14 protein-coding genes are annotated in these 18,319 nt (G+C 47.6%); 5 read left to right on the forward strand and 9 right to left on the reverse strand.

Going from position 1 to position 18,319, the window contains the following annotated elements:
- Positions 1-2,157 (forward strand): mechanosensitive ion channel family protein (locus HKN88_08855; protein NNC98163.1); only part of this gene is annotated, 2,157 nt, incomplete at its 5' end.
- Between the two features lie 41 nt (positions 2,158-2,198).
- Here HKN88_08855 and serS read toward each other — a convergent pair.
- From serS to HKN88_08885, 6 genes are all read right to left on the reverse strand, one after another.
- Positions 2,199-3,473 carry a serine--tRNA ligase gene (gene serS / locus HKN88_08860; protein NNC98164.1) on the reverse strand — a complete coding sequence of 425 codons (1,275 nt, stop codon included), beginning with the start codon at positions 3,471-3,473 and terminating at the stop codon, positions 2,199-2,201.
- A 27-nt stretch (positions 3,474-3,500) separates the two neighbouring features.
- Positions 3,501-3,884 (reverse strand): fluoride efflux transporter CrcB, encoded by a 384-nt coding sequence (gene crcB / locus HKN88_08865; GenBank protein NNC98165.1) that lies wholly within the window; start codon positions 3,882-3,884, stop codon positions 3,501-3,503.
- 56 nt (positions 3,885-3,940) lie between these two features.
- On the reverse strand, positions 3,941-5,278 hold the full coding sequence (locus HKN88_08870; GenBank protein ID NNC98166.1) for a replication-associated recombination protein A: 1,338 nt from the start codon (positions 5,276-5,278) through the stop codon (positions 3,941-3,943).
- Positions 5,279-5,339: 61 nt separating this feature from the next.
- On the reverse strand, positions 5,340-5,735 hold the full coding sequence (locus HKN88_08875) for a hypothetical protein (GenBank protein NNC98167.1): 396 nt from the start codon (positions 5,733-5,735) through the stop codon (positions 5,340-5,342).
- A gap of 35 nt (positions 5,736-5,770) precedes the next feature.
- The gene (lolA, locus tag HKN88_08880) at positions 5,771-6,481 is read right to left on the reverse strand and encodes an outer membrane lipoprotein chaperone LolA (GenBank protein ID NNC98168.1); all 711 of its coding nucleotides are present in this window, start codon (positions 6,479-6,481) and stop codon (positions 5,771-5,773) included.
- Positions 6,482-6,596: 115 nt separating this feature from the next.
- On the reverse strand, positions 6,597-8,867 hold the full coding sequence (locus HKN88_08885) for a cell division protein FtsK (protein ID NNC98169.1): 2,271 nt from the start codon (positions 8,865-8,867) through the stop codon (positions 6,597-6,599).
- Between the two features lie 317 nt (positions 8,868-9,184).
- On the opposite strand from HKN88_08885, the gene trxB reads away from it, so the two are divergent.
- The 4 genes from trxB to infA all read left to right on the forward strand — a co-directional run bounded on the left by trxB (position 9,185) and on the right by infA (position 12,650).
- A complete protein-coding gene (gene trxB, locus HKN88_08890; GenBank protein NNC98170.1) occupies positions 9,185-10,144 on the forward strand; it encodes a thioredoxin-disulfide reductase in 960 nt (319 codons plus the stop codon).
- Positions 10,145-10,297: 153 nt separating this feature from the next.
- On the forward strand, positions 10,298-11,470 hold the full coding sequence (locus tag HKN88_08895) for a GNAT family N-acetyltransferase (protein NNC98171.1): 1,173 nt from the start codon (positions 10,298-10,300) through the stop codon (positions 11,468-11,470).
- A 100-nt stretch (positions 11,471-11,570) separates the two neighbouring features.
- Positions 11,571-12,296, forward strand: a complete 726-nt coding sequence (locus HKN88_08900; protein ID NNC98172.1) for a leucyl/phenylalanyl-tRNA--protein transferase — start codon at positions 11,571-11,573, stop codon at positions 12,294-12,296.
- A gap of 135 nt (positions 12,297-12,431) precedes the next feature.
- On the forward strand, positions 12,432-12,650 hold the full coding sequence (infA, locus tag HKN88_08905; protein ID NNC98173.1) for a translation initiation factor IF-1: 219 nt from the start codon (positions 12,432-12,434) through the stop codon (positions 12,648-12,650).
- Positions 12,651-12,825: 175 nt separating this feature from the next.
- On the opposite strand, the gene clpA is transcribed toward infA, so the two are convergent.
- The 3 genes from clpA to HKN88_08920 form a co-directional block, all read right to left on the reverse strand.
- Positions 12,826-15,126 (reverse strand): ATP-dependent Clp protease ATP-binding subunit ClpA, encoded by a 2,301-nt coding sequence (clpA, locus tag HKN88_08910; GenBank protein NNC98174.1) that lies wholly within the window; start codon positions 15,124-15,126, stop codon positions 12,826-12,828.
- 52 nt (positions 15,127-15,178) lie between these two features.
- Positions 15,179-15,541: an ATP-dependent Clp protease adapter ClpS gene (gene clpS, locus HKN88_08915; GenBank protein NNC98175.1), complete on the reverse strand. Its 363-nt coding sequence runs from the start codon at positions 15,539-15,541 to the stop codon at positions 15,179-15,181.
- 130 nt (positions 15,542-15,671) lie between these two features.
- Complete coding sequence (locus HKN88_08920) at positions 15,672-17,900, reverse strand: adenylate/guanylate cyclase domain-containing protein (GenBank protein NNC98176.1); 2,229 nt, start codon at positions 17,898-17,900, stop codon at positions 15,672-15,674.
- Positions 17,901-18,319: the final 419 nt, after the last annotated feature.

Consider the following 18,319-nt stretch of genomic DNA (forward strand, 5'->3'; position numbering starts at 1 on the left):
ATCACGCAGTGTATAAACAAAAGTGCAAATCAGATTGTTGATCTAAACCGCACGCTGGAATCCATTGGCGAAAGTACTATCGGTGAAACCAAGGAAATTATCGACGAGCGCGAACGCTTGTATGACAACCTGGGCAAATCCAAAGCGCGTGAATTTGCCTGTAATAAGCTTGAAACCCAGATCAATGAATTAAGCAAACAAGCTACCCAAAAATTACGCGACATTACAGCAGAAAGACTGACCAAAAAAAATCCTAACGCTCTCGAAGTACTACAAGCCGTTCCGGCGAATATGTCCGGCTGGGTAACAAAATCTACACAAGCGCTACGCCTTAATCCTGAACCAGCTGACTCAACCTCCAGTTGGTGGACGGGATTATTATTGACCTTATTTGGTGGAGGGATCGGCTGGTTGGGTCGTAATGGACTGCTTAAGTTGTTATCGGGCTACAAGGGCCCCAAAGGCAAAGAACCCTTTGAATACAATCTGGTTAAGTCACTGAGTAATTATTTGCCTTTCATTGCCGCATCTTTAACAGGCTTTTTTGCTTTCAAAAGTTTAAGCACTCTGGACTTTGGCTGGACTTTTGCAACCCGCGCCAGTTTGATCGCATTGTTTGTGAGCATTCTCGGCTTTATCTACCGCTGGATATGTCGCCCCAATTCACCAGGTGACAGCCTGCATAGCCTGCATAAAGATATTCCCAAGGCATTAGTCAAACGCATGCAGGTATTAACCCTGGTTGCAACAATCGGTTTCCTTATATTTGGATACGATTGGTTATTGGAACAACCTGCGGACGAGCTACTCGCCCCGTACATTGTTTTGAATGTCTTATTAATATTCAGTATTCTTGCGATCCTGCAATTAGGACGTGATTTTCCGGATCTCAAGGGTCGCTACCGGTTTTTACGCTATGCCATGATTGCTGCATGTGTCCTGGCAATTCCGGCAACCTTGCTGGGCTATGTAAATGCCGCAAACTATTTACTTTTTGCAGTGTTGAGCACCCTGCTGGCCGGGTTCATTTTATGGATATTACTTTGGAGTATTGAGACCACAGTTGACGGAATAATCAATGGTAAAACCAAAACCTCCTACAAATTACGCGCCAGTCTGGGCATCCGTGCGGAAGAACAATCCAGTGAATTGGGCTGGTTACGTTTATTGTCAAATTTGGGATTATGGTTGGGTTTTGGAATTGTTTTGCTTATCGTTTGGGACTTTACCGACAGCAGCATTGCGAGCTTACAGAAGTTTGCCACCGACGGTTTCAATATTGGTGATGACACCAAAATAATCCCCAAGAACATACTGGCCGGCCTGCTGACATTTGCAGTGGTGTTATCGGTCAGTGTGTGGCTAAAAGCCAAACTGGAACGGCGCTGGTTGCGAAATATCGGCATGGATCGTGGTTCACGCGACGCAATTGTAACCATCACCGGATATGTCGGGATGATAATTGCAATGCTCATGGGGCTAACCGCTGCAGGCGTGAGTTTCACTGGTCTTGCCCTGGTTGCCGGTGCTCTCTCGGTGGGTATCGGTTTTGGTTTACAAAATATTGTAAACAATTTCATTTCCGGCCTGATCTTGTTGTTTGAACGTCCCATTCACTCTGGCGATTATATTTCTGTCGGGAATGTGGAAGGCACTGTCAAACGCATTAGCATTCGTTCAACCGAGATCGAGACTAGGCAGAGAACCAATGTGATTGTGCCAAATTCCGAATTAATTTCCGGACAAGTAACCAACTGGGTTCTGCATGACACATTTGGTCAGATCAAAATACCCGTGGGCGTGGCCTATGGAAGCGATACAGAGCTGGTTAAAAAACTGCTGATGCAAGTGGCTAACGAAAACAAAACGGTAATCACCCGACCCAATTTACCCCAGCCCACGATCCGGTTCGAGAGTTTTGGCGACAGTTCACTGAATTTCAGTATTGTGGTTTTGATCAAAAACATTGATCAGCGCTTCGACATCATCAGCGATCTGAATTTTGCGATAGACAAAATATTCCGTGAGAACGGTATTGAGATTCCATTCCCGCAGCGTGACCTGCACATAAAATCGGATTCAAAAAAGAAAGAGATCGTGATGCCGGAATTCTTAAAGCCGGAAAAAGATGAGATTATTGAGAAGTCTCACGATTGACCCAGGATGGGCAAAACAACGTGCGCCCATCCTGCATCTAGCTATACAATCAGGTCCAAACCGCCCATATACGACTGTAAAACCGTCGGAACTTTGATCGACCCGTCTGCTTGCTGATAATTCTCCATGATCGCGACCAGGGTACGTCCTACCGCCAGTCCCGAACCATTCAAGGTGTGTAATAACTCGGGTTTGCCGGTTTCAGGGTTGCGCCATCTGGCTTGCATGCGACGGGCTTGAAAGTCTTGCATGTTGCTGCACGAAGAAATTTCCCGATACTTGTTTTGTGACGGTATCCAGACTTCCAGATCATAGGTTTTAACCGCGGAAAAACCCAGATCGCCGGTACACAGTGTGACACGACGATAAGGCAACTCGAGTTTTTCCAGAATGACTTCCGCATGCCGGGTCAATTCCTCCAGTGCTGCAAAAGAATCCGATGGTTTTACGGCTTGCACCATTTCAACTTTTTCAAATTGATGCTGGCGGATCATGCCGCGCGTATCACGCCCGTAGGAACCGGCCTCGGAACGAAAACACGGCGTGTGCGCCGTCCATTTACGCGGTAAATAATCGGCCTCCAAAATTTCATCACGGATCAGATTGGTCACAGACACTTCTGCGGTTGGAATCAGATAATAGCCCTGCTCTCCATCAAGCCTGAAAGAGTCTTCACCAAATTTGGGCAATTGCCCGGTGCCTCGCATACTGTCGCTGTTCACAATATACGGGGAATAGGTTTCGGTGTAGCCATGCTCCAAAGTGTGGGTGTCGAGCATCAGTTGCGCCAATGCGCGTTGCATGCGCGCCAGCTGCCCGGACAAGACCACAAAACGCGAACCGGTGATTTTAGTGGCAACTTCAAAATCCATTTGCCCAAGCGCTTCGCCCAGATCAACATGATCTTTCACTTCAAAATCGAATGCGGGTATGTCACCCCAGCTATGTTCCAGGCGATTATCGTCTTCGCTCATACCTTCCGGCACCGATGCGTGTGGCAGGTTAGGCGTACCTTCCAGGATTATTTGCAAACCCAGCTGGTTTTTTTCCAGTTCATTTTCAAGGGCTTTGAGTTTGTCGCCCAGATCGGCCACCTGGTCAAGCAATGGCTGGATGTCTTCACCCGCAGCCTTGGCCTGACCGATCTGTTTGGATGAAGCATTACGTTTATTGCGTAATTGCTCCGCTTGTACTTGTAAATTTTTACGTTCGGACTCAAGACTCAAATAATGTTGTTTATCAAACTCATAGCCACGTCGCAAAAGATTTTCGCATACGAAGTCCAGGTTATTACGTAATAATTTCGGGTCTAGCATTAGTTTCTCAATTCAAGGTTTATTAAGTTAAATTACAAGTTTTCCCAGGTACAAACCAGCCGCGGCCGCGAGCAAACTACCGAAAAGATTCAATAGCATGTTCCAGAGCGCGATGGAATGTTTACCCAGCTCGAATAGCTCTATCGTTTCAACGGAAAATGTAGAGAATGTGGTGAACGAACCCAGGACTCCTACAAATAAAAACAAGCGTACCCAATCCGGGGCTGCGAACTTCTGGCTTAATACAATGATCAATAGACCGAGTAAAAAGCTTCCAAACACGTTAACGATCAGGGTACCACTCGGGAAATAGGCACTGCCCATGTCCTGAACCAGATCTGCCTTGGTAATTGCGTAGCGCAAGATCGCTCCTACTGCACCTCCGGCACCGATCGCTAGCCAATGATTCATTTTATATTTCGCTGGTCTAAACGGGTAATTATACGTGATGCGTTAACCGAGTTGGGTCAGCCCGACTTTCCGGAGCGGTTTTTTTTCCTAAGGTACGCCAGTTTCTCGGCGATTTTTTGCTCCAGACCACGATCGACCGGATGATAGTAGGTTTTAGCTTCAAAGCCTTCGGGGAAATAGGTTTCACCAGCCGCAAATGCATCGGCTTCATCGTGTGCATAACGATAGCCTTTTCCGTAGTCCAGCTCTTTCATTAATTTCGTAGGCGCATTACGTAAATGCATGGGCACATCCTGACTACCCGACGCTTTAGCATCACGCATGGACTGTTTGTAGGCGCTATACACCGCATTGCTTTTCGCAGCACAGGCCAAATAGACCACAGCCTGGGCAATGGCCAGCTCACCTTCGGGACTTCCCAGGCGCTCATAGGTTTGCCAGGCATCCAGACACAGATGCAGCGCACGCGGGTCGGCATTGCCGATATCCTCAGAAGCCATGCGGATAACGCGCCGTGCAATATACAAAGGGTCACAACCGCCATCCAGCATACGGCAAAACCAATACAGGGAGGCATCGGGGTCACTGCCGCGTACTGACTTGTGCAAGGCCGAGATTTGGTCATAGAATGCGTCACCCTTGTTATCGAAGCGGCGTAAGGTGGATGCGACCAGAACCGAGCTGACGACGCTTTCGGTCAGTTCGCCCTGCTCGGCCAAATCCGCGGCTTGTTCGAGCAAATTCAGAGCACGTCTTGCGTCACCATCGGCCGTATCGGCGATCAGGCTGAGAACTTGAGTGGATGCTTTGAGATTGAATTTACCCAATCCGTCCGTTTCGTCATTAATGGCACGCTGTAAAACCTCTATCAGGTCATCACGATTCAGTGCCTTGAGCACATATACGCGGGCACGCGAGAGCAAGGCATTGTTCAGAGCAAAAGACGGGTTCTCGGTGGTTGCGCCAATGAACACAATGGTGCCATCTTCCACAAAGGGCAAAAAGGCGTCTTGTTGAGATTTATTGAAACGATGTACCTCATCCAGAAACAACACGGTTTGCATTTGTTTGGTATCGCGCAAGGCTTTAGCCAATTCGACCGCCGCGCGCACTTCCTTAACCCCCGAAGTAACGGCCGACAAGGCCACAAATCTGGCACCACTGCGCTGTGCGAGTAAGCGTGCCAGGGTGGTTTTACCCGTTCCTGGTGGCCCCCAAAAGATCAGTGAATGTAAACGCCCTCCCCCAAGCATTTGTTGCAAAGGTTTGCCCGACGCCAGTAAATGTTGCTGACCGGCTATTTCGCGCAATGCTTGCGGGCGAATGCGATCCGCCAAGGGTCTGTGATCGGGATGGGTGCTGGGGGTTTGCGGAATGTCGTCTGACTCAAACATTCCCGCAGTGTAAATCAATGCAGCGAACTTGTGTGATGATTGGCTTTGCCGGCAGGCAGGCTTATACGTCCGGATGTGATATTTTTAAAACCGTACTTTCAAACCACTGACACCAGCCCTTGAATAAAAGCATACCCAACAGCAAGGCGACAGCAATTCCGACACCATTGGCGAGCAAGTCCGACCATTCAAAGCGCCGATAGGTGGTCATGCCTTGCAAGACTTCGATGGCGTAACTGAATACAAAAAATACCAAACCGAGTAGCCAAAAAAAACGTTGCTGCACAATGCCCACAAACCAAATGGTGACCGTGAAATAAATGACAAAATGCACAACTTTGTCGGACAGACCAAATGGCACCTCAGTACGTAGCGGGATTAAACTCAAATAAGTAATGGTTCCGGTGAGTAACAAACCCAGGATGATCCAGACATAACGATATTTAAGTTGATACAAAATAATCCCTTATTTCAATATTCAGTTGTGAAAAATCACTCGGCAGCTTCCCCGATGATATCGACATAGTCGGGTGCCGAGAAGCGAAATAATTGCTCGTCCAGTTCCAGGTTGCGCGCCACACTTAAAAATTCTATACGAATGATCTGGCCAATATTGGTCGACAATTCCATTATGCGGATGTCATTGTCATTAAACCCCAAACGTACTCTGGAGAAATCGCTATGGGTTTCTTTGGGGATCAACTCCAGCCATTGCACCCGCTCATCGTCGTAAATGGTCACAAAGCTGCCATTAAGGTCAAAGGCATCCAACACGTTTTCTTCGCCGCTTAACAACATCGCTGGTGTCGCGCTGAGTGATTCATCAACCGGTTTAACCGTGGCCTGTTCGAGTTCGACGTCGTAATTCCACAGATTCTTGCCATCCGACATGATCAATTGTGTGTTGGGCTCGGTGATCTGCCAGCGAAATTTTCCGGGACGCGCCAAAGCAAAAACTCCCGCAGAAGAAGCTCTTGGGTCCAGTTTGCCTTCTTCGTCGATCACGACCTGGGTAAAATCGGTACTCAGGGTGAATGCATTGCTCATGAAATCCTGAAGCAATTCTTTTGCGCTTAGCGGTGTCGACAATTCAGCTTCAGCGCCGTCAATGACTTGGGCAAAATTGCTGGCACTCAGAAGCAGGACTGCAATGAATGCCGGGATCTGCGATTTGATCAATCGCTGCATGTTTAGGGTGAACAAATCACTTCTCCAAATGTTTCAATAACTTATGACCAGTATGCAAATCCAGACTTAATCAGACCTGAACCAACAGCTGTGAGATCAAAATTTACTGTCTAAAATTTCTGGCCAAAATTTACTCTTGAGGTTCAGGAACCAGGATCTCACGACGTCCGTTGGACTCGAGTGGACCTACCAGTCCAGCGGCTTCCATGGTTTCTACCAATCGCGCGGCACGGTTGTATCCGATCTTCAGGCGTCTTTGTACTCCGGAGATCGAGGCTTTGCGGGTTGTAAGCACGATCTGAACCGCTTGATCGTATAAAGGGTCTGCTTCGGAATCATCGTCGTCGCCCGCGCCCAGACCATCGGCACTGCTGTTTGCCGGACCGGTGAGAATTTCTTCAATGTAATTGGCCTTGCCAGCTTTTTTCAATTGCGCGACCACACGGTGCACCTCATGGTCGTCCACAAACGCGCCATGTACACGTCGTGGTACCGAGGTGCCAGGTGGCAGGAATAACATATCACCATGACCCAGCAAGTTCTCGGCACCAATTTGATCCAGAATCGTTCGTGAATCAACCCGCGATGAGACCTGGAACGCGATACGCGTCGGGATATTGGCTTTGATCAGACCGGTTATCACATCCACCGAGGGTCGCTGCGTGGCCAGGATCAAATGAATGCCGGAGGCGCGTGCTTTTTGTGCCAGACGCGCGATAAGTTCTTCAACTTTTTTACCAACCAACATCATCATGTCGGCGAGTTCGTCGACCAGAATCACGATCAAGGGTAAGGGGCTAAGGTCCGGATGCACAAAAGGCTTTTCCTCGTCGTACATTTCCGGAGGAGGCGGCTTGACCAAGGGATCTTTGATCGGTTGACCGGCGGCAATGGCATCGCGCACTTTGCGATTAAAGCCTTTCAGGTTTCGCACTCCGAGTTTTGACATCAGCATGTAACGTCTGTCCATTTCGGCAACCGCCCAACGCAATGCATTGGCGGCCTCTTTCATGTCGGTCACAACCGGCGCCAAGAGATGCGGAATGCCTTCGTAAACCGACAACTCCAGCATTTTGGGGTCGATCATGATCAAGCGCACTTCTTCGGCGGTGGCTTTGAACAAAATACTCAGGATCATGGAATTGATCGCGACCGATTTACCCGAGCCGGTGGTACCAGCCACCAGTAAGTGGGGCATTTTAGCCACGTCAGCCACCACGGCTTGCCCGCTGATGTCTTTACCCAGAGCAATGGTCAACGGAGACTTGGAGTCATCGTATGCGCTGGATTTAATGATCTCACTGAGTAGAACCATTTCCCGGTTTTCATTGGGTAATTCCAGGCCGATGACCGCTTTACCCGGGATCACATCCACCACGCGCACCGAAATTGCCGATAAGGAACGCGCAATGTCCTTGGATAAGTTTATTATCTTGCTCACTTTGGTTCCGGGAGCCGGCATCAGTTCAAAGCGCGTCACAACCGGACCTGGCAATACCGAAACCACTTCAACGTCCACATTGAATTCTTTGAGCTTGATCTCAACCAGTCGCGACATGGCTTCCAGTGATTCGCGGGAATAACTGTGGGTTAGCGCTTTGGGGTCATCCAGCAACGCGAGTTCGGGCAGGTCGCCACTGCTTTCGGTTTCAAACAAAGTGACTTGACGCTCTTTTTCAACGCGCACGCTTTTTGCAATTGGCGGTGCCACGGCTTCAATCTTGGGTGCAATTCGTACTTCGGCATTTTTCTCAACGGCTTTTTTACGAATGACGTGTTCTTGTATACGCACTTGTTTGGCTTGTTCGAATTCGACTTTTTCCTCGCGCTCCTGGCGCCACTGCTTAACACGCTCGATCGATCTAAGTGTAAAACGTCCAACCCGCTCGGAAAACTTCATCCAGGATAGTCCGGTAAACAAAGACACACCGGTTAACCAAAACGCCAGCAACAAAATGGTCGCGCCGTTGAAACTGAAATTTTCGGCCAGACCATTTCCAAACACTTCACCCAATATGCCGCCCGCGCCATTGGGCATGGCTTGCCCGGAAAAATGCAAACTGGCCAAGCCCGAACTGGTGATCATGGTCAGGAAAAATCCGACACCACGGGCAATCCAGGTATTACGTGACCAGGACTCAAGCGCATTGCGTCGGCGATACAGTACAACGGCGGCAAAAAAGATCAAAAACGGTAATAAAAATGAAGACCGGCCAACCAGAAAATAAAACAGATCGGCCATCCAGGCGCCGACCGGGCCAAAGGCATTTTCAACCTGTCCGGGTTCACCTGTGGTGGTAAATGCGGGATCTGCAGGATTGTATGACCACAGCGCACCAAATAATAAAATGCCCAATGCGCCCAAAACCCACAAAGCGCTCTCGCGTATAGAACGTTTCACACTACGCTCCTGGCGCTGCACGGGGGTTAATTTTGGATCGGGCAAATCGCTCAAAATGTTAAACTCGATTTAGTTGAATGGGCCATAAATACTTGAATTAGATAAGATTTGGCATATCCAGATAATTATACAGAAGCACACGAGCTTTGTGTGCCTGTGCATCATCCAGGAGAAAAAAAATAGACCTGCTTTGTGACTGAATCGACTCTTTTTTCAGCAATTTTTCCGGATTTAAAATCCGACTCGACGCACACTGGCATTAACACGTAAACTAGCGCCTTATTTTTCCTTCTCTAAACGATAAAAGCAGAAAATCCATGAGCACAGATTCCCTCTACCACAAACTCATTATTATCGGTTCCGGTCCTGCCGGTTACGCCGCTGCCGTGTATGCCGCACGCGCCAATCTTGATCCGGTTGTGATCACCGGTGTGGAACAAGGCGGACAATTAATGACAACCACAGAAGTGGAGAACTGGCCGGGTGACCCGCATGATCTGCAAGGTCCCGAATTGATGGAACGCATGAAACAGCATGCGGAAAAATTCAATACACAGCTGATCTTTGACCACATCAATAAAGTGGATCTCTCGGAAAAACCGTACAAGCTGTGGGGCAATACCGATGTGTACACAGCCGACGCGGTGATCATCGCCACGGGTGCGAGTGCCATGTATCTTGGACTGGAATCGGAAGAAGCATTTAAAGGCAAAGGTGTCTCGGCCTGTGCAACCTGTGATGGTTTCTTTTACCGTGATCAGGATGTGGTTGTGGTTGGCGGGGGTAACACGGCCGTGGAAGAAGCGCTGTATTTATCCAATATTTGTCGCAAAGTCACATTGGTGCATAGACGTGACGCTTTACGTGCCGAGAAAATTTTGCAAGGCCGTTTATTTGAAAAAGAAAAAAATGGTAATGTGGAAATTCTCTGGGACCACGAACTTGAAGAAGTCCTGGGGGATGAATCGGGGGTGACCGGTGTGCAACTCAAAGGTAAGAAAAATCCGTCGTCGCGTCCAAAACTTGATGTGCACGGGGTGTTTATTGCCATCGGGCATAAACCTAATACCGACTTGTTCATTGATCAACTGGACATGAAAGGTGGTTATATTCAAGTTGTTTCTGGACTCAAAGGCAACGCCACGGCCACCAGCAAAGAAGGTGTGTTTGCAGCCGGTGATGTGGCCGACCATGTCTATCGTCAGGCGGTCACTTCGGCCGGCACCGGATGTATGGCCGCGTTGGATGCGGAAAAATATCTGGACTCGATGGAATAATTTCAGCAAGCCCCAATCCACTTACAGCTGTCCACTTACAGCTGTGCACTTACCCACAGTCCAATTGCCCACAGTCTACTTGTTATTCCCGCTTTCAACCCACTTTCAACCGACATTCAGGAATGACAATTTCTTTAACCCGTATAATTAAGCGTGGACGCCGCAACTTACACTTCCCGAATCATTAAAAGTTTCGCTGACTTGCGAGCGAGCGAGTGGAATGCATTGGACGGGGCTTATCACCCTTTTCTACGCTATGAATTTTTCCTGAGTCTGGAACAAAACGGTAACCTGAATCACGCCAGTGGCTGGGATTGTCGACTCGTATGTCTATTTGACAAACACAACGGCAGCGATCGACTTATTGCTGCCATGCCGATGTTTTTAAAAGACCATTCCTGGGCAGAATTTGTTTTTGACTGGGCCTGGGCAAACTCGTATGCGCAACACGGGATTGCGTATTACCCGAAACTGGTGGTTACCACACCCTACACGCCGGCAAGCGCCAGAAAGTGTTTAACCCATCCGCAACTCGGCCAGGAATATTTGGCCTCGAAGCTGATCCAGACTGCCATGGATCACGCCAAACATGAAGCCGTATCATCTTTGCACGCCTTGTTCTTGACCGACACTGAACAAGTCATTTGGCAGGAACATGGCCTGTTAAAACGCATCGATGTGCAGTTTCACTGGCAGAACCGCTGGCAAGATAAACAAGACGCCTGCTTTGATGATTTTCTCGCCCGGATGACCTCATCGAAAAGAAAAAAAATACGCCAGGAGCGTCGCTCTATACAAAAACAACATGTGGATTTGAAAATCCAGAAAGCCAACGAGATCGACCCGGAGTTATGGCAAGACATTTACCAGTGTTACGCCAATACATTTTTACTCCGCGGACAAACCCCGTATTTTTCCAAAGAATTATTTTTGGATCTGGCGAATTCCATGGGTGAACAGATGCCTATCATTCAGGCTTTTCAAAATAACTTGTTGCTTGGTACCGCGATCTGTTTTCAATCCAATGAGGTTTTGTATGGTCGCTATTGGGGAAAAATGGCAGACATTAATAATCTGCATTTTGAAACCTGTTTTTACCAAACTATCGACTACGCCTTACACCAAAAACTCAAACACATCGAACCCGGCACCGGCGGCACGCATAAATTAAGACGGGGATTTGAACCTACCCTGACGACCTCTATGCACTGGATCGCTCATGAAGGCTTCAGAGATGCCATTGCGGATCACTTGCAGCGAGAACACAAAGCAATTTTGGAATACAAGGAAGATGCCAAAGGGCATTTGCCGTTCAAACAAAAATAACTTTTTAGAATGCGTAATCTCATTGTCTAAGCCCAGGCAAGATATCTCGTGGGTTCTTTACTCCCGCACTAGCCTGCGAAGTTTGAATTAAAATAATCACATGACTTCCATCCACTGGCTTCCTGAAAACTCTTCGCCTGATTCATTTCCCGAATTAAGGGAGGCATTAACAGACCCGGATGGTTTACTTGCTGCGGGTGGTGACCTTTCAATCGAGCGATTACTTTACGCCTATGAACATGGCATTTTCCCGTGGTATTCCGCTGACCAACCCATACTCTGGTGGTCACCCGATCCTCGCATGGTGTTGTATCCGGACAAGGTCCACATTCCCAAACGCCTGAAACGCTTTTTAAAAAAGCATCCGTACGAATTGCGCTTTGACCGCGCATTCCGTCAAGTCATCGAAGCCTGTGCCCAACCCCGCTATCCGGGTGATGGCACCTGGATCATGCCCGAAATGATCAACGCCTATTGTGAATTGCATAAAAACGGACACGCGCATTGCCTGGAAATCTGGCGAACTGATAAAGAACAAGAAAAACTGGTCGGAGGAATTTATGGCATCGCAATCGGGCAGGTATTCTTTGGAGAATCCATGTTCAGTCTCGAGGACAATGCCTCCAAACTGGCATTTATTAGCCTCGCCAAACACCTGGAACACTGGGGTTATCAACTTCTGGACGCCCAGGTTGAGTCCGATCACCTGCGCACCCTAGGGTGTGAGCTTATTCCCAGAGACGCATTTTCAGTCATCCTGGATTCAGCTTGCCCTGTCACAATGAGCCACGACTGGGAACTAATTCCTGAAATATTAGTCACTTAGTCGTGATTCAGTCGATTTTCGCAGGCTGTAAAGTGCTTGCATAGTTCGCCTTAAGTGTGGACAATGCCGCCTTCGCAGGAGCGCAGGAATCAACCGAGTCTCTTGTTTAACTAGAGTAGGAGAACGCCGAAAGCAATGGCAAAAGAAGACGCTATACAAATGGAGGGTACGATTATTGATACCTTGCCAAACACCACATTCAAGGTCGAACTTGAAAATGGTCACACAGTTATCGCACACATCTCAGGACGTATGCGTAAAAACTATATCCGTATCCTCACCGGCGACAAAGTCACGGTCGAGTTAACCCCGTACGACTTGAGTAAAGGCCGTATTGTGTACAGAGCGAGATAATAGCGTCAGGCAGTTTTAGCCCTAATAGAAATTAGAAAGCCCGATGAGAGATCATCGGGCTTTTATTTTGCGTGGCCCGCAATAGGATTATGCATATACGTGTTCAAATGAATTGCCATTATCGTAGGATGGGCAAAGATCGCAGATCGTGCCCATCAATAGTAAACTGCGATCGTCATTTCCCTGCCGTGATCTCTTCCGGCTCCGGTGCTTCGTCTTCGCGTGGATCACGCGGATCAAAGGTCAATGATATTTCATCGTTTTTAATCCCGATCAACACATGCCCGCCAAATTGCAATTCACCAAATAACAATTCTTCGGCCAATGGTCGCTTGATCTTTTCCTGGATGAGTCTTGCCATCGGACGCGCGCCCATTTTCGGATCAAAACCGTGTTCAGCCAACCAGGCCATGGCATCCGCATCAAGTTCGATGGTGATGTCCTTGTCTTCAAGTTGCGATTCCAGTTCGACTACCAGTTTATCCACCACACGTTTGATCACATCCAGCTTCAGGCTGTTGAACATCACCACGGCATCCAGACGATTACGGAATTCCGGAGAGAAGGATTTCTTGATCGCTTCAGCCCCATCACTGGAATGATCCTGGGTAGTAAAGCCGATCGATGCACGCGACATGTCGGCGGCGCCGGCATTCGAGGTCATGATAATGATGACATTGCGGAAATCAGCCACGCGGCCATTATTGTCGGTCAATCGGCCATGATCCATGACTTGTAACAGGAGATTGAATACATCGGGGTGTGCCTTTTCAATCTCATCCAGTAACAACACACAATGCGGGTGTTTATTAATGGCTTCGGTGAGCAGACCGCCCTGGTCATAGCCCACATATCCCGGAGGAGCACCGATCAAACGCGAGACGGTATGACGCTCCATGTATTCCGACATGTCAAAACGCACCAGTTCGATACCGAGGATATGCGCCAGTTGTTTGGTCACTTCGGTTTTACCCACACCGGTAGGACCGGCGAACAAATACGAACCCACTGGCTTTTCTTCTTCACGTAAGCCGCTGCGGGCCAGTTTGATGGCCGAAGCGATGGTTTCGACCGCTTCGTCTTGACCAAAAATAGTGAATTTCAAATTGCGTTCCAGGTTTCGCAACACATCTTTATCCGAAGACGAAACATTTTTCTCGGGAATGCGCGCGATACGTGCTATGGTTCTTTCCACATCTTCAATCCGAACCACACTTTGCTTTTTATTGTCCAGTTCGTTCAAGCGCAAACCGGCACCAACCTCATCGATCACGTCAATCGCTTTGTCGGGTAAATGGCGTTCATTGATATAGCGAGCCGACAGATCCACCGCGGCTTTAAGCACATCATCGGGGTAATATACACCGTGGTGTTCTTCAAATTTGTCGCGCAAGCCTTTGAGAATTTCGATAGTTTCCGGAACACTTGGCTCGGGCACATCCACCTTGCGGAAACGTCTGGCCAGGGCGCGGTCTTTTTCAAAAATCCCGCGATATTCCTGATAGGTGGTCGAACCAATACAACGTAACTGACCATTGGCCAAGACCGGCTTGATCAAATTGGACGCATCCATAGTGCCACCGGACGTAGCACCAGCGCCAATGATGGTATGGATCTCGTCGATAAATAAAATGGCTTTGGGAATATCTCGCAAACCGTGCAAAACACCCTTAAGGCGTTTTTCGAAGTCGCCACGATATTTAGTGCCGGCGATCAGATCACCAAGGTCCAGAGAATAGATCACACAATCACTAATGGCATCGGGCACTTCACCGTTCACAATACGCAAGGCCAGGCCCTCGGCCAATGCCGTTTTACCCACACCGGCCTCACCAACAAATAATGGATTGTTCTTGCGACGTCTGCACAGGATCTCCATGGTGCGTTGTAATTCGACATCACGCCCGATAAGCGGGTCGATCTCACCATCTTTGGCCAATTCATTGAGGTTGCGGGTAAATTTTTGCAGTGGCGATTTTTCAACTTCGGCTTCTGCATCAGCTGCTTGTTCCAGATTTTCATCTGCCGTGGCGAAATCATCGGAATTTTTGCTTATGCCATGCGAAATGTACTGCACCACATCCAGCCGCGTCACCCCATGCGCTTCAAGAATGTCTACCGCATGAGTTTGTTTTTCACCAAAAATTGAAACCAGCACATTGGCCGGGGTAACGGTTTTTTTGCCACTGGATTGCACATGATAAACCGCTCTTTGTAATACGCGTTGAAAACCCAGTGTAGGTTGCACGTCTTGCTCTACTTCAGGTGGTATGCGTGGAGTAGTTTCATCCAGATATTCTTCCAGACTGATCTGTACCGACTGCACATTGGCGTCACAAGCCTTGAGTATTTCAATAGTTTGAGGGGCTGCAAGTAAATGCAACAACAAATGCTCGACCGTTATGAACTCATGCCGCTCTTCACGGGCATTTTCAAAGGCGGCATTTAAACAAAATTCTAATTCGGGACTAAACATAATTTACTCTTGGTTTACTACAGATTTACAAACTGGTTAGTGACTGAATAATTCAGGCTTTTTCCATATCGCACATCAAGGGATGTTGATTTTGCCGTGAAAACTGGTTGACCTGGTTAACTTTGGTGTTGGCAATATCGAATGGGTATACACCGCATACACCTTTGCCCTTGGTGTGCACTTCGAGCATGATACGCGTAGATGTGATCGGGTCTTTATTAAAAAAACTTTCCAGAATACTCACCACAAATTCCATCGGAGTGTAATCGTCATTCAATAACACCACGTTGTACATGGGTGGTTTTTGGGTTTTGGGTTTACTTGGCGCAACCAGTACACCAACCCCGTTATCTCCGTCATCGATTTGCGGATTGTCTGGATTACCCTGATTTAGGCGAATTACATTGCTCTTCATAACAAACATTATACGCTGATAAAAGCGTGACAAAATTGAGGAATATTCCTCTACTTACCCAGACTTAGATTGGGGCAAATACAAATAATTCAAACTTAAATAAAATTGAATTTGATGTTTTTTTGCTCAGTTATTTACTGGTATAAACAAACACCCCGTCCCAACCTGGTGCCGGCGGGGTCTCGAGGAAACCTTCGAGACGCTCCAGATACAATTGGAACAAATAGCGCTCGGGATATTCGGACTTTAACTCATGAAAGGTTCGAATCGCGGTACTCCAGTCCTGATTGCGATAGGCCTGTAAGGCTTGAGTGTATTTTTCCAGCATTTTGGCCTGTTCATCACTCACAGAGGAAATATTCCCAAGTGGTTCAAAGATCGAAACCGCGGTGTCTTTTCCTTTTACTTTGACTATATCGAGTTCCAGACACAAACTATCGTCGAGTTCTTTACGTGTAGCCTCACCTAATAAAATGCCAACTTCGTAATTTCGGGTCAATGCCTCAAGGCGTGCAGCCAGGTTAACCGCATCACCAATTGCCGTATAGGCCATACGGAATTCGGAGCCCATGTTCCCAACCCGGACTTTTCCGGTGTTCAGACCGATACAGATCGAGATATTCGGCAAGCCGCGTGCCGTGAGATTGTTATTTACTTGTTGCATTTTCTCCTGCATCAAAAAGGCCGCTTCAAGGGCATCGTGCGCGTGGTTTTCATTTGGCAATGGCGCGCCCCAGAAAGCCATAATCGCATCACCCATGTATTTGTCGATGGTGCCACGCTTGGAGTGGATAACTTCAGTCATGATGGTCAGGAACTCACTCAACAATTCGGTGACCTGTTCCGGAGTCAGTGCTTCTGACAAGGGGGTAAAACCCCGAATGTCAGCAAACATCACCGTGAGTTCGGCTTCTTGAGTATCCATGGAGTAATGTGAAAGATCCTGCTCCATTTCATTGACCAGTTCGGGTGGCACATACTGACCAAAAAGCTTCGACAGTTGTTTTTTACCGCGGGACTCAACAAAGTAGCCAAACAGCATATGGGCAAGAAACAATAAAATTGTAAACAGTACACTCGCGACCAGCGGCAAGACAATATTTTCATTCCAGACAATCATATTGAGCAATAACAAACCAACAAGCACAAGCAGTGTGAATGTAACACTGAAGCCGACCGAGAATCGTGGATACAACAAGGTTGCCAATAGGCCAATAATTATTATCAAGGCCAACTCCATCAGTTTACCGGATTCATCTTTTTCCATGATATTGCCAAGAATGATCCCGGACACCATGTTGGCATTGATCTCTACCCCGGGAAAATTCTCTGATACCGGTGCAACCCGTAGATCACGTAGCCCGGAAGCTCTGGAACCAACCAATACCACTTTGTCTCTTAATATTTTCTTGTCGACGTTGTTATTTAATACATCAATAGCTGAAATGTATGCAAAGGATCCCTCAAGCCCTCGATACGGCACCAGCATTTCCAGTTTGTCTCCAACCGGATACACATTATCGCCAAGAATAATCGATGAAACATTCTCGCGAGTCAGGGGAGCGCTTGGGTCAAACTCTTCGTGCCCGAAACCGATCGTATTTATACCCAAGGCCTTACGTGCTACGGCCATCGACAAAGATTCATAAACCTTATCCCCTTTTTGTGACAACATTGCAATTGAACGGATTTTTCCGTCATCGTCAATAATTAGAGGATTAAAGTTTCCACCTGCATTGCTTGCTGACTGCAATACAGTGTAATTTCCAATGTGACCATTTGTTGGAATGAGTGGCAAAATTCCCAATTCCGGATTATTTTGTAAATCAATTATTGGTGGCGGTAATTCACCAATCTCGATGATTTCATCGGGATCGTCGGTATAACTGGTAGTGAACCCCAATACAACATTGCGACCACGAATACTGTCTGCAAACATTTTATCGCGATCGCGTTGTGCTCGAATCTCGTCAAGCTTGAGTTGTTCAACTATATCCGGGTCCTTTATTTTTGCTTCAAGTTCGTCTAGTAGATCCAGATCATCGTGTCGATCCCGCTCGGGAAACTGCACATCAAAACCGAGCACATGGATGTCATAATTTTCAAACAGTTCATCCACGATTCTTGCGAGGATATCCCGGGACCACGGCCATTGTCCCAGCGAGGCTATGCTTTTTTCATCAATATCTACGATCACGATCCCCTCCTCCCTGGTGTTGGGCATGGTCAAGACCAGTCGCTTGTCTTGCGCCCATTGCTCTAGAGTATTTAGGAAGTCATAGCCATTCACACTCAGGTGATGGATACAAAACGGAATAAAAATTGCAATTGTGATCAAGGTACGGATGAGCCAACGCATGTAGAATTTTTCCTTGAAAATGATTTACTTAATGACAGTTTTGCATATTTTGCCTGCAAAGCGTTCCGTATTTGGTACATTTCTTGGTAAAGCAGCAAAATATGGCTAGATTCTACTTGAATTTTAAGTGTTTAAGTCTATTCATATGGCACTTTCATCCTATATACTGGTCACATAAATTTACAAAAGCTATAACAAATTATGAAGATCTGGATGCGTGACTGCCATGCTGGCTGATTTGTTCCAAACTTGGACGACCGAACCAAACAAACGAAAGTGGACTATGAGTTACATTCCCATACTGCTTTCCGTGGCTCTGGTGTGTTTCATTGCCTGGCAATTAGCAACTTTGTTCTGGGCAATTAAAGCACCCGCTTTTGTTGCTCCCATTCCGGCTGCACAAGCCTCCGCTTCTGACA

It is taken from the genome of Gammaproteobacteria bacterium (genome assembly GCA_013001575.1).
Classification (GTDB): Bacteria; Pseudomonadota; Gammaproteobacteria; order Steroidobacterales; family JABDMI01; genus JABDMI01.

What these genes read in the sequence shown, in the direction of transcription:
- HKN88_08900 (NNC98172.1), top strand. Translation starts at nt 11,571, where the DNA reads ATGACTTCCATCCACTGGCTTCCTGAAAACTCTTCGCCTGATTCATTT.
- HKN88_08870 (NNC98166.1), bottom strand. Translation starts at nt 5,278, where the DNA reads ATGTTTGAGTCAGACGACATTCCGCAAACCCCCAGCACCCATCCCGAT.
- serS (NNC98164.1), bottom strand. Translation starts at nt 3,473, where the DNA reads ATGCTAGACCCGAAATTATTACGTAATAACCTGGACTTCGTATGCGAA.
- infA (NNC98173.1), top strand. Translation starts at nt 12,432, where the DNA reads ATGGCAAAAGAAGACGCTATACAAATGGAGGGTACGATTATTGATACC.
- trxB (NNC98170.1), top strand. Translation starts at nt 9,185, where the DNA reads ATGAGCACAGATTCCCTCTACCACAAACTCATTATTATCGGTTCCGGT.
- clpA (NNC98174.1), bottom strand. Translation starts at nt 15,126, where the DNA reads ATGTTTAGTCCCGAATTAGAATTTTGTTTAAATGCCGCCTTTGAAAAT.
- HKN88_08920 (NNC98176.1), bottom strand. Translation starts at nt 17,900, where the DNA reads ATGCGTTGGCTCATCCGTACCTTGATCACAATTGCAATTTTTATTCCG.
- crcB (NNC98165.1), bottom strand. Translation starts at nt 3,884, where the DNA reads ATGAATCATTGGCTAGCGATCGGTGCCGGAGGTGCAGTAGGAGCGATC.
- clpS (NNC98175.1), bottom strand. Translation starts at nt 15,541, where the DNA reads ATGAAGAGCAATGTAATTCGCCTAAATCAGGGTAATCCAGACAATCCG.